Genomic DNA, 12,659 nt, shown 5'->3' on the forward strand with positions numbered 1-12,659 from the left:
TTGCAGCGGAGCGATCATGCGGACTTATGCCATCGGCGACATTCACGGCCAGCTTGAGCTTCTGAAAGCCGTGCATGACCGGATCGCCCGCGATGACGCGGCCCATGGCGGCGGGGGGGTGATCGTTCATGTCGGCGACCTGATCGACCGTGGCCCCGATTCGCGCGGCGTGGTCGATTACCTGATGCGCGGGCAGGCTGAAGGGCGTCCGTGGATCGTCCTGAAAGGCAATCACGACCGCTTTCTGGTGCGTTTCCTGCAGACGCCCGAGTGGGTGGATCCCGGTCTGACCTCGGGGCTGCATTGGCTGGATCACCAGAATCTGGGGGCGGGGCCGACGCTGGCCTCATACGGGGTCGAACGCGGGACGCGCCATCATGCCGATGTGCTGGCCGATGCGCGTGCCGCAGTGCCACGGGCGCATGTGGATTGGCTGGACGCGCTGCCGCTGTATCACCAGATCGACGGCGCGGTGATCGTCCATGCCGGGCTGCGGCCCGGTGTCGCGCTTAAGGAACAGGCCGAGCATGACCTGCTTTGGATCCGCAAGGGCTTTCTTGATAATGCCGATAATCACGGCACGCTGGTCGTGCATGGCCATACCGTGGTCGAACGGGTGACGCATTTCGGCAATCGTCTGGCCATCGACACGGGCGCGGCCTATGGCGGTCCGCTAAGCGTCGTGGTGTTCGATCAGGACGGCTTGCACGAACTGACCCAGAACGGGCGAGCGCCGGTCCTGCGCGAAGCGGTCGCGGTCGGCTGAACCCTGCTTGCGGCGGCTGTTGCGGCGCGGCATCCTGCGCCCGCATAGCCATGGGCCGAGGTCACGATGTTCCGTTTCGCCGCGTTTCTTATGTTGTTGGGGCTGCCTGCACATGCCGATGTCGTCGGCAAGGTCGGCGTCGATTGGGCAGGCAACGATATTGTCATCGAGGCCATCGCCGATCCCAAAGTGTCGGGCGTGACCTGCCATCTGGCTTATTTCGACCGTTCGATGTTCGACCGGCTGAAGCAGGGCAACTGGTTCGAGGATCCGTCGAATTCCGCCATCGAATGCGAACGCACCGGCCCCATCAGCATCGGCGACATCCGACGCGGCCCGAAGGGGGAAGATGTGTTCAGCGCCTCACGTTCGTTATTGTTCAAATCGCTGCGCGTGAAACGGATCTATGACGAAAAGAACCAGGTTCTGGTTTATCTGGCGCATGGGAACGAGCTTTCCGAAGGCTCGGCCAAGATGTCGCTTTCGACCGTGACTTTGCAGCCGTCCGAGGCATTGCCGCCGCCCTGAACGGCGCCAAGTCGCCTGACGCGCCGCGTGCCAAGGTGGACAGGCCATGCCCGGCGCGCTAATGAGCGCGACGAAGCAGGAACATCACGATGCGGATTCCGTCGAAAACGGCAAAATACAGTCTGGGACAAGTCGTCCGCCACCGGGAACATCCGTTCCGCGGGGTGGTTTTCGACGTGGACCCGGAATTTGCCAATACCGAGGAATGGTACGAATCCATCCCCGAGGAATCCCGCCCGTCGCGCAACCAGCCGTTCTATCATCTGTTCGCGGAAACCGAGGCGACCTATTACGTCGCCTATGTCTCGGAACAGAACCTTGTGCCGGACAGTTCGGGCGAGCCGCTGGAACATCCCGAGGTCGATGAGATGTTCGGAGAGTTCGAAGACGGACGCTATCCCCTGCAATTCGGCCTGAACTGATCGACCCGTCGCGACGCATTCCTGCGCGGGGCGGGCGATGCGTGATGCCAGCCGAAACGGGTCGGTAATCGATGTTATCTGCGCTAAATATGCATTCGGCACGGCGGATGCAAAGCCGGATAATGAATTGGATTTTCTGCATTTCCTGAACCGGCCCGTCTGGGAATAACCACGAAAACCCGCTATGGGCGAAAAACCAGACCAAAACGACAGGTCCGGGGGCGTTGATCCCCGGCTTGGCTGCGGGTTAGCTATTCCTGTGGGTAGTTGATGTCTGGTTATTGGAAGTGGGGCTCATGCGTGAAAGATTGCTTGCCGCAGGTCTTTTCGGTGTGCTGGGAGCGACTGGCTGCGGGTCCGCAGCCGGGGCCGAACCTGTCGCATTGAAATGTGAACCGGGCACTGCCGCAATTGCCGCGCTTTGCGATGCCATCCGCAACGAACTGGTGCAACGCGGCCATCGGATCGACACGGATCGGGCCGGGACCGAACTGGTGCTGACGGCCAACGCGCCCCGCGTCGATATAATCTGGGCGCGGCTTGACGTGATTCGGGACGGCACGCGCCATCGTGGCGAGCAGGGCGAACTTTCGGTCATGGACCGCGCCGATCTACCCCCGCAGCAGCTTGAATTTTTCGCCCGCGCCCTGATCGACAGGGCGGGGGCTCCCTTGCGTTGAAACAAGTAATCATCAGGAGTTTTCCATGACACTTGCCAGACCCATCGCCGATGATCCGAACCCCTTTGGGCAAGATGTCTCGCGCGCTGTTCGGACCGAAACAAGCGATGCGCCCGCAGGTTTCGGCACGCCCTACAGCATGAACGTCGGCGACAGCTTCAACGGCTGGATCGGCTCCGGGGACCACGATTGGGTGCGGATCAACCTGCAGCCCGGAACCTATGTCATCTCGCTTGAAGGTGTGGGCAGCGCGCGGCTGACCGACGCATATCTGACCGTCATGAATTCCAGTGGGCTCACGATCGCCGTGGATGACGATGGCGGCACGAACCGCGATTCGCGGCTGGTGCTGAACATCACCCAGGCCGGTACGTATTACCTTGAGGCCAGCGGTTATAACTCCAGCCACACCGGCGCCTATAGCCTTGGGGTCAGGACCAACACGATCCCGACCTTTACCATCGATCAGATCGCCGAGCAGCTGACCGACGGTTACTGGGAAAGCACGTTCCGGGGCCGCCGTGCGTTCGACGTCAATCCCGGCGAGGCCCTGAGCGTAGATATGTCGGGGCTGACCGCGGCGGGACGCAAACTGGCGACGGCGGCGCTTGCCGCATGGACAGACGTGACGGGTACCCGTTTCACCAACAATGGTGGCTTCAACGCCGATATTCGCTTTGATGACAGCGATTCGGGTGCATATTCCACGTCCGAAGTGTTTGGCACCACGATCAGCAGTTCCTTCGTCAATGTCGGCCTGGATTGGCTGAGCAGCTATGGCACGGGTTTTGCCACCTATTCATATCAGACCTATATCCATGAAATCGGCCATGCGCTGGGGCTGGGCCATGCGGGGAATTACAATTCCACCGCGACCTTCGGCTTTGACAACCACTATAGCAACGATAGCTGGCAGGCGTCGATCATGTCCTATTTCAGCCAGGAAGATAACACCTTCGTGGATGCCAGCTACGCCCTGGTGATGTCGGCGATGATGGGCGACATTGCGGCGGTGCAGGATCTTTACGGCGTGGCCAGCCTGCGCACGGGCAATACGGTTTACGGCGAGCAAAGCAATGCGGGCGGCAGTTACGGTGTAATCTCCAGCCTGTTGGCGGGGCCCGAGCGTGACGACATCACCTTTACCATCCTTGACAGTGCGGGGATCGATACGCTGAACCTAAGCCGCGATACTGCGAACCAGCGCATCTTTCTTGGGCAGGAATCAATTTCCGACGCTTATGGGCTGACAGGCAATATCTCGATCATGCGCGGAACCATCATCGAGAACCTGCGCGCCGGGTCGGGCAATGACGTGCTGAACGGCAATGTCGCCAACAATACGATCTGGGGCAATGACGGCAACGACCGGATCAACGGCGGCGTGGGCAATGATACGCTGCTGGGTGGGGCGGGGCGCGACACGCTGGATGGCGGAGCGGGCAACGACGTCTATTGGGTCGATCGCTTCGATGCGGTCATCGAAAGGGCGAATGGTGGCCGTGACGTCGTTCACGCGGCCCATGGCATGACATTGGGCGCCAATCTTGAGGAGCTGCGCCTGATTGCCAACGGCGCACAGAACGGTGACGGCAATGGGCTGGCCAACACCATCGTCGGCAACGGCTTTGCCAACAGCATCCGCGGCATGGGCGGCAACGACCGGCTGCTGGGCATGGGCGGCAATGACACCTTGACCGGAGGGGTTGGCGCAGATGTGTTCGTCTTCAACAACGGGCGCGATGTCATCACCGATTTCCAGAACGACATCGACACGATCCAGATCGACAACGCGCTGTGGGGCAATGCCACGCGCACCGTCGCGCAGGTGCTGCAATTCGCGTCTATCCACAATGGCGACGTGCTGTTCAGCTTTGGCAACGGCCATACCCTGCGGGTCGAGGACGTGACGAATATCAACGCGCTTTCGAACGATCTGGTGATCATCTGACCGGGCGATGCGGTTTCGCATGTTAAGCATTGCCCGGTGGATTTGTCGCCGGGCGATGCCCTTCGGGCTGCCGCTTTCATAGGCTGCCTTGTTTCAAGGCATAATTTGCCTGCGCCATTGTCAGCCGGGAACTTCGTTCATTCTTCACGGTTGCGCCTGTGGACACTGTCGGCCCGATTGCCAAGATCGTGAGCAGAGGTGAGGGAGCCGGGGTTACCATGTATTACAATGAAATGTTGGACGGCGGGCAGGTGCGGGCGCCCTATGCGATGCTCTCGGACTGGGTCGAGACGATGCCCTCGGAAATCCGGCAGATGAAGCAGGCCGAGGCCGAGGCGCTGTTTCGCCGCATCGGCATCACCTTTGCCGTCTATGGCGAGGGGGGCGACCCCGACCGGCTGATCCCGTTCGACATGATGCCCCGCGTTTTTCTGCAAAGCGAATGGCGCAAGCTGGAACGCGGCATCAAGCAGCGCGCGCGGGCGCTGAACGCCTTTCTGCGCGATGTCTATGGCCGGGGCGAGATCGTGCGCGCGGGCCGCATCCCGGCGCAGCTTGTCTATCAGAACGAGGCATATGAAAAAGCCGTCGTGGGCATCGTGCCGCCGCGCGGGGTGTTTTCCCATATCGTCGGCATCGACATCGTTCGCACGGGCCGCGACGAGTTCTTCGTGCTTGAGGATAACTGCCGCACCCCCTCGGGTGTCAGCTATATGCTGGAAAACCGCGAAATCATGATGCGTATGTTTCCGGGTTTGTTCCGCAACAACCGGATCGAGCCGGTGGACCAGTATTCGGAACTTCTGCGCCGCACGCTGGCATCCGTCGCACCCGCGAAATGCGAAGGTGCGCCGACCATCGTCATCCTGACGCCGGGCCATTTCAACAGCGCCTATTACGAACACAGCTTTCTGGCGAACCTTATGGGGGTGGAGCTGGTCGAGGGCAGCGATCTTTTCGTCGATGGCGGCTTCGTCTACATGCGCACGACGCAGGGGCCAAAGCGCGTGGACGTGATCTATCGCCGGATAGACGACCCGTTCCTTGATCCCTTGTGCTTTCGCAAGGATTCCATGCTGGGCGTGCCGGGATTGATGGATGTCTACCGCTCGGGCGGGGTTTCCATCGCATCGGCCCCCGGCGCGGGCGTGGCTGATGACAAGGCCGTCTATACCTTCGTCCCCGAAATGATCCGCTTTTATCTGGGAGAGGAGCCGCTTTTGCAGAACGTCCAGACCTGGACGCTGTGGAAAGACGACGACTACAAATACGTCATGGAGAATCTTGCCGATCTTGTGGTCAAAGAGGTCCACGGTTCGGGCGGTTATGGCATGTTGATCGGCCCCAAGGCCACCAAGGCCGAGATCGAGGATTTTGCCCTGCGCATCAAGGCCAATCCCGGCAACTACATCGCCCAGCCGACGCTGGCCCTGTCCACCAGCCCCACATTCGTCGAGGAAGGGGTGGCCCCGCGCCATGTGGACCTGCGCCCCTATTGCCTGTGCGGTGATCGGGTCGAACTGGTGCCGGGGGGCCTGACGCGGGTGGCGCTGCGTGAAGGCTCGCTGGTGGTGAACTCGTCGCAGGGCGGCGGGGTCAAGGACACCTGGGTTCTGTCGGAATAAGGGATCAGGTCGCACATGCTCAGCCGCACCGCCGCAAACCTGTTCTGGATGGGACGTCATCTGGAACGCGCCGATACCGCAGCCCGTCTTTTGGACGTGGGCGCACGCATCACGCTGCTGCCCAATACCGACGAAGGGTATCGCAACGAATGGGAATCCCTGCTGCGTGCGTCGGGCGCGCAGCAGCCCTTTGCCGAACGCTATGGCGATCAGATCAATCAGGAGAATATCGAAAGCTGGCTGTTCTTTGACGGCGACAATCCGTCATCCGTGGCGTCCTGTCTTGAACGCGCGCGCGAAGGCGGGCGGATCGTGCGCACCGCGCTGACCAGTCAGGTCTGGGACGCGCTGAACACCGCCTATCAGGAATTGCGCCAGATGCAGCGCCGACGCGGCAAGGTCGATGCGGCCGAGCTGACGGATTTCACCATGCGCCACAGCTCGACCGTGCGTGGCGCGATCAATGCGACGCAATTGCGCAATGATGGCTGGCATTTCATCAATCTGGGCTATTCGCTGGAGCGTGCCGACGCCACATCGCGCCTGCTGGACGTGAAATATTACGTGCTTTTGCCACGGGTGGAATTCGTGGGCTCTGGCCTCGACAATTACCAGTGGCAGGTGATCTTGCGGGCGCTGTCGGCGCATCGGGCCTTTCACTGGGCTTATGGCGGCGAGATCACGGCAGCCAAGGTCGCGGATTTCCTGATCCTGAACGGCGAAAGCCCGCGTTCGCTGCTGACCTCGCTTTACGAGGCGGTCTGGAACCTTGACGGGCTGGTGCGCCGCTATGGCGAAGGCGTGCCCGCCAATGCCTCGGAACGGGCGCGGCAGACGCTGGAATCGCTGATGGCCCGCGACATCGAAGCGATCTTCGACGAAGGGCTGCACGAATTCCTGACATGGTTCATCGGAGAGATCGGCAGCATCTCGACCGCCGTGCACGAAGATTACTTCAGTGGCCGGATGTAAGGGGGGACATGCGATGAGGCTGAAGATCACCCATGAAACCAGCTACAGCTACGACACCCCGGTCGAGGCACTGGTGCAAAGCCTGCGCCTGACCCCATCGTCGCACGAAGGGCAGCGCGTGGGCGATTGGCGCATTACAGTTGCCGGTGGCCAGCGTGGGGCTGCGTTCCGCGATGGGGCGGGCGACTGGATCGAAGGCTGGACCGTGCGTGGCCCCATTGATCTGGTCAGTGTCACCATCGACGGTCTGGTCGAGACGCGCGACACGGCGGGCGTGCTGCGCGGGCATCGGGAATCGGTCAATCCGATGGTCTATCTGCGCCAGACGGCAGTGACCAAGCCCGATGACGCGCTGCGCGATCTGGCGAAATCCATCCAGGGGCAGGACGCGCTGGATCTGGCCCACAAGCTTTGCGCCGCGATCGGTGACACGATCGAATACATGCCCGGCGTCACCCAGTCCCAGACATCGGCCGCGCAGGCGATGGAACAGCGTCAGGGCGTCTGTCAGGACCATGCCCATGCGCTGATCGCCTGTGCGCGGCTGCGCGGGATGCCTGCGCGCTATGTCTCGGGCTACCTGCATTCCAGCATGGACGGCAAGCCGCATGACGCGGCCCATGCCTGGGCCGAAATTCATGTCGGCCCGTTGGGTTGGGTCGGGTTCGATGCCGCCAATGCCTGCTGCCCGGATGAACGCTATGTGCGTCTGGGCTCGGGTTATGACGCGCAGGACGCCGCCCCCGTCCGGGGCATGGCCTTTGGCATCGGGACGGAAAGCATGGATGTCCGCGTCCATGTCGAGGAAGTGCAGCAATAACCCCTGCTTTCCGCCATGTTGCGCACGAACCCGCGCGGGCCTATGAATTGCGCGGGATTTGCTGCGGGAACGGATATGACTTACTGCGTCGGGATGAAGCTGGATGCGGGGCTGGTGTTGTTGTCGGACACCCGCACCAATGCGGGGCTGGACAATATCTCGACCTATCGCAAGATGTTCTTCTTCGAAGTGCCGGGCGAACGGATCATCGCGATCATGACCGCGGGCAGCCTGTCCGTCACCCAGACCACGCTGGGCCGCCTGCAGGAAGCCATCGAAGATCCCGATGCGGATGAGACGACATCAATCCTGAAAGCCGGATCGATGCTGAAGGTCGCGACGATGATCGGCGACACGCTGAACCGCACCCGGCGCGAAATTGCCGAACAGACCCGCGAGCTTAGCCAGCAGGCCAGCGCCAGCATGATCGTCGCGGGCCAGCGCAAGGGCGGAGAGCCGCATCTGTTCCTGATCTATCCGCAGGGCAATTACATCGAGGCGACGGATGACACGCCGTTCCTGCAGATCGGCGAACACAAATATGGCAAACCGATTCTGGACCGGGTGGTGACGCCCGAAACCAGTCTTGCGGATGCGCAAAAGGCTGTGTTGCTGTCGATGGATTCAACCCTGCGTTCAAATCTGTCGGTGGGAATGCCTCTGGATCTGGCGGTGATCGAAAAAAACAGTCTTCGCATCGGCTTACGTCGTCGGATACTGGACGGAGACCCGGCTTTCATGGCAATGTCCGCAGCATGGTCTGCGGCCCTTCGGGATAGTTTCGTGAAGGTGACGATCTAGCAATTCGTCCTTGTCCCGGTGGTAAGCCGACCTGTGTTGTTGACGAGGAGTGTTGTTACATGGGTCTGGATTTTTCCGGCCAGCCGACGGACCTGTTTCATATGCCGTCGATCCATGCGGGGGTTCATTATGCCCTGCCGCCGACCGACTGGCTGATGCGCCCGGTTCCGGGTGCCGATGTTCACCTGTTCGCGGCCAGCGACAGCGATCCCATTCTTGAATTGCAGCAATCGGCCATCGACCGTCAGCAGCAGCGCATTCCGGGCAGCGTCATGGAAATCGCCTCGGCATCCGTCGTGCTGAGCGGGGCTGAATTTCGCGGTTTGTTCGCCACCGTGCAGGGCCGGATGTGGCTGAACGGCGTGCAGGGAGACCGTCTGCGCCACCGCTTTCAGCCCCTGCCAGGCGAAAGTGGCGATCTGCGGGCCGCGTTCCGCAGCGCCCGCGACAGCGGCGAATATTGCCCGCCGGTCTGGGAAGGCGATGCCGCGACGCTGGACGTGGCATTGGCGATGGGCCATGGCGCGGGGCATCCTGCGGCGCTGGTCGGCTTGATGTCCGATCTGGCGCATGTGGCGCAGGACGGGTCAGACCGAATGATCAATCTCCACGTCCCGTCGCTTGCAATCCGTCACGGTCTGGTCGCGATGATTGCGGCGATCTTTCCCACATTGCTGCCCCGGTTGCGTTTTCATAGCGGGGCGCGGCGCTACGGTGCCGTGCGATCGGTGTTCAATCATCGCCATTACCTGTATCAGGTGCAGGACAGCCGCATCCGCCGCGCCAATCTGGCACAGGCAGGTTGGCAGCGCCCCGGTTCGACGGCCCGGCAAAGGGCCGCTGTGGCGGGCGCATCCTATGACAGCGGCCTGCGCCTGCTGCGAGAGGCGGCGCTGCGTCGCATTCCGGCACCCATGAACGATCCTTCGCTGATCTGGCTGACCCCCGGCCCGGATGCCCCGGCGCTGACCGGGCATGAGCCTCTGCTGGAGGGGTTGCGCGGTCGCGGTTTCCGTTCCGTGCAGCTTGCCGACAAGACGCCCCTGCAGCGCATCGCGGCGCTGCAATCGGCCGAGGTGATCGTCGCGCCTTATGGCACCGGGCTTGGTGACATGGCCTTTGTCCGGCCCGGCACGCTGGTCCTGAGCCTTGAGACGCATCGGGTGCTGCATGACTGGGCCGATCTGCTGCCTTTGGCCCATGTTGCGCAATGCCGCTATTACACCGTGCTGGGCGATATGGCGGGCGGGCGCAGCCCCGACGATCTGCCGCCGCGCTCGGCCCCGGCAGCGCTGCATCTGGGACGGCGGGCGATCTCGCGCATCCTTGGCCTGATCGACCGCGACCGCCAGGAACGGCGTCGTCCTGTCTGCGCTTAGGCGTCAGGCAGGCCGGTTCAGCAACCCGCGCAGTTCATAGACCAGATCCAGCGCCTCGCGCGCTGTGATCGTGTCGGGATTTACGCCTTGCAGCCGATCCTCGACCGCCGAGGCCTTTGCCTTGGGCGCGGGGGCAGGCGGGGCTGCGCGAAACAGCGGCAGGTCGTCAAGGATGGCTGCGGGCTTGCCCGCGCCCTCACGCTCGCCGCTTTCAAGCTGGTGCAGGATTTCGCGGGCGCGTTCGACGACCGCAGGGGGCAGGCCCGCCAGACGCGCGACCTGCACGCCGTAGCTGCGATCCGCCGCGCCCTTTTTGACCTCATGCAGAAAGATCACCTCGCCTTCCCATTCGCGGACGCTGACGGTCGCGTTTTCCACGCCGGGCAGGCGCGCCGAAAGGCTGGTCATTTCGTGGTAATGTGTGGCGAACAGCGCGCGGCAGCGGTTCTTGGCGTGCAGATGCTCCATCACCGCCCAAGCGATCGACAGCCCGTCCCAAGTCGCCGTGCCGCGCCCGATTTCGTCAAGGATCACCAGCGCATGGTCATCGGCCTGATTCAGGATGGCGGCGGTTTCGACCATCTCGACCATGAAGGTCGAACGGCCGCGCGCCAGATCGTCCGCCGCGCCGACGCGGCTGAACAGCTGGCTGACAAGGCCGATATGGGCGCGGGTCGCAGGCACGAACCCGCCCGCTTGCGCAAGAATAGCGATCAGCGCGTTTTGCCGCAGAAACGTCGATTTACCCGCCATGTTCGGGCCGGTCAGCAGCCAGATGGCGGGTGTCGCGGCTTCGGTCAGGGCGCAGTCATTGGCCACGAACGCCTCGCCCTTGCGTTTCAGAGCGCGTTCCACGACCGGATGCCGCCCGCCTTCGATCAGGAAGGCGCGGCTGTCATCGACCATGGGCTGCACCCAGCCCGCGCCCGCCGCCAGATCGGCGAAAGCCGCCGTCAGGTCGATTTCGGCCAAGGCGCGTGCGGCCTGACCGATCTGCGGCGCGCGGTCCAGAACCGCGCGGGACAGGCGGGCGAAGACCTCGCGCTCGATCTCCAGCGCGCGGTCGCGGGCGTTCAGGATGCGGGTTTCCAGCTCCGACAGCTCGACCGTGGTGAAACGGATCTGGTTCGCGGTGGTCTGGCGGTGGATAAAGCGGTCGGGCATCGCCAACATGCGTTCGGCATGGGTCGAGGTCGTTTCGATGAAATAGCCCAGCACGTTGTTATGCTTGATCTTTAGGCTGGTGACGCCGGTCTGCGCGATATAGTCGGCCTGCATCCCGGCGATGACGCCCCGGCCTTCGTCGCGCAGGCGGCGGGTTTCGTCCAGATCGTCGTCATAGCCTGACGCCACAAAGCCGCCATCGCGGGCCAGCAGCGGCGGTTCGGCCACCAGCGCGTCGTCCAGCAGGTCGATCAATTCGTCATGCCCGGTCAGGTCGCACGCAGCGTCGGCCAGCACCTGCACGCTGTCATCGCCCAACATCGCAGCGATGGCGCCGCCTTGCGTCAGGCCCGCGCGGATCGCGGCCAGATCGCGGGGACCGCCGCGTTCCAGCGCGATGCGGGACAGGGCGCGGTCCATGTCGGGGGCACGCGACAATGCCTCGCGCAGGTCGGCGGTCAGTCGCGGGTCGGCGACCAGATGCGCCACTGCGGCCTGACGGGCATGGATCACCGGCAATTCGCGCGACGGCGCGCTGATGCGGCGTTCCAGCAGGCGCGCGCCGCCCGCCGTCACGCTGCGGTCGATGGCGGCCAGCAGGCTGCCTTCGCGCCCGCCGGACAGGGCTTGCGTCAGTTCCAGATTGCGTCGGGTCGCGGCGTCGATCTGCATCGCGCCCAAGGCCGCCTCGCGCACAGGGGCACGCAGCAGGGGCATCCGGCCCTTTTGCGTCAGTTCCAGATAATCGGCGATGGCTCCCATCGCGGCCAGCTCGGCGCGCGAAAACGTCCCGAAGCCTTCCAGCGTTTCGACTTGAAACAGTGCCGACAACCGCCGTGTCGCGGCGGCGCTGTCGAAACTAAGCGCGGGCAGTTCGGTCAGGGCCGCGCCCGCCTCAAGCGCCACATCGTCCAGCCGAGAGCCCTCGATGGCCAGCAATTCGCGCGGCGCGTGGCGGGCAAGTTCGGGGGCAAGGCGCGCTTCGGGGCAGGGCATGACGCGGAATTCGCCGGTCGAGATGTCGACCCAAGCCAACGCGCAATCGTCGCGAACGGCGGCAAAGGCTGCAAGAAAGTTGTGGCGCCGCGCCTCAAGCAGCGATTCTTCGGTCAGGGTGCCGGGGGTAACAAGGCGCACCACGTCGCGGGCCACCACGGATTTGGAACCGCGCTTCTTGGCTTCGGCGGGGTCTTCCATCTGCTCGGCGATGGCCACGCGAAAACCCTTGCGGATCAGCGTCAGCAGATAGCTTTCGGCGGCATGGACCGGCACGCCGCACATCGGGATCGGCTCGCCCAGATGCGTGCCGCGCTTGGTCAGCGCGATGTCCAGCGCGGCGGATGCGGCTACCGCGTCCTCAAAGAACATCTCGTAGAAATCGCCCATGCGATAGAACAGCAGCGCACCCGGATTGGCCTCTCGGATCGCAAGGAACTGCGCCATCATGGGGGTCGGTTGGTCACTCATCGGCTGGCCTGCGCGTTCTGGGGTAAGTCCTTCTAGGGGATGGGGCAGGGGATGGAAACCATCTCGCGCCAGCGCTGGGAAAAT

General features: G+C 63.1%; 11 protein-coding genes. 10 read left to right on the forward strand and 1 reads right to left on the reverse strand.

The genetic code is table 11. The features are described 5' to 3' along the window. Positions 1–16 precede the first annotated feature (16 nt). The 10 genes from FN835_RS09810 to FN835_RS09855 all read left to right on the forward strand — a co-directional run bounded on the left by FN835_RS09810 (position 17) and on the right by FN835_RS09855 (position 9,944). Positions 17–766, forward strand: a complete 750-nt coding sequence (locus FN835_RS09810; RefSeq protein ID WP_142663043.1) for a metallophosphoesterase — start codon at positions 17–19, stop codon at positions 764–766. 66 nt (positions 767–832) lie between these two features. Then, complete coding sequence (locus FN835_RS09815; RefSeq protein WP_142663044.1) at positions 833–1,294, forward strand: CreA family protein; 462 nt, start codon at positions 833–835, stop codon at positions 1,292–1,294. Between the two features lie 89 nt (positions 1,295–1,383). Next, positions 1,384–1,716: a heat shock protein HspQ gene (hspQ, locus tag FN835_RS09820; RefSeq protein WP_142663045.1), complete on the forward strand. Its 333-nt coding sequence runs from the start codon at positions 1,384–1,386 to the stop codon at positions 1,714–1,716. A gap of 296 nt (positions 1,717–2,012) precedes the next feature. Further along, positions 2,013–2,396 (forward strand): hypothetical protein, encoded by a 384-nt coding sequence (locus FN835_RS09825; RefSeq protein ID WP_142663046.1) that lies wholly within the window; start codon positions 2,013–2,015, stop codon positions 2,394–2,396. A gap of 25 nt (positions 2,397–2,421) precedes the next feature. Further along, a complete protein-coding gene (locus FN835_RS21760) occupies positions 2,422–4,347 on the forward strand; it encodes a M10 family metallopeptidase (RefSeq protein ID WP_142663047.1) in 1,926 nt (641 codons plus the stop codon). Positions 4,348–4,565: 218 nt separating this feature from the next. After that, positions 4,566–5,972, forward strand: a complete 1,407-nt coding sequence (locus tag FN835_RS09835; protein ID WP_142663048.1) for a circularly permuted type 2 ATP-grasp protein — start codon at positions 4,566–4,568, stop codon at positions 5,970–5,972. A gap of 15 nt (positions 5,973–5,987) precedes the next feature. After that, positions 5,988–6,944, forward strand: a complete 957-nt coding sequence (locus FN835_RS09840) for an alpha-E domain-containing protein (RefSeq protein WP_142663049.1) — start codon at positions 5,988–5,990, stop codon at positions 6,942–6,944. A gap of 13 nt (positions 6,945–6,957) precedes the next feature. Then, complete coding sequence (locus tag FN835_RS09845; protein WP_142663050.1) at positions 6,958–7,764, forward strand: transglutaminase family protein; 807 nt, start codon at positions 6,958–6,960, stop codon at positions 7,762–7,764. 75 nt (positions 7,765–7,839) lie between these two features. Beyond that, on the forward strand, positions 7,840–8,565 hold the full coding sequence (locus FN835_RS09850; protein ID WP_142663051.1) for an Ntn hydrolase family protein: 726 nt from the start codon (positions 7,840–7,842) through the stop codon (positions 8,563–8,565). A gap of 59 nt (positions 8,566–8,624) precedes the next feature. Continuing rightward, positions 8,625–9,944 carry a glycosyltransferase family 61 protein gene (locus FN835_RS09855; protein WP_142663052.1) on the forward strand — a complete coding sequence of 440 codons (1,320 nt, stop codon included), beginning with the start codon at positions 8,625–8,627 and terminating at the stop codon, positions 9,942–9,944. Between the two features lie 3 nt (positions 9,945–9,947). Here FN835_RS09855 and mutS read toward each other — a convergent pair whose 3' ends face one another. Beyond that, positions 9,948–12,575: a DNA mismatch repair protein MutS gene (mutS, locus tag FN835_RS09860; RefSeq protein ID WP_142663053.1), complete on the reverse strand. Its 2,628-nt coding sequence runs from the start codon at positions 12,573–12,575 to the stop codon at positions 9,948–9,950. Positions 12,576–12,659: the final 84 nt, after the last annotated feature.

The sequence above is a fragment of the Paracoccus laeviglucosivorans genome, assembly GCF_900182695.1.
In the GTDB taxonomy this organism is placed as follows: Bacteria; Pseudomonadota; Alphaproteobacteria; order Rhodobacterales; family Rhodobacteraceae; genus Paracoccus; species Paracoccus laeviglucosivorans.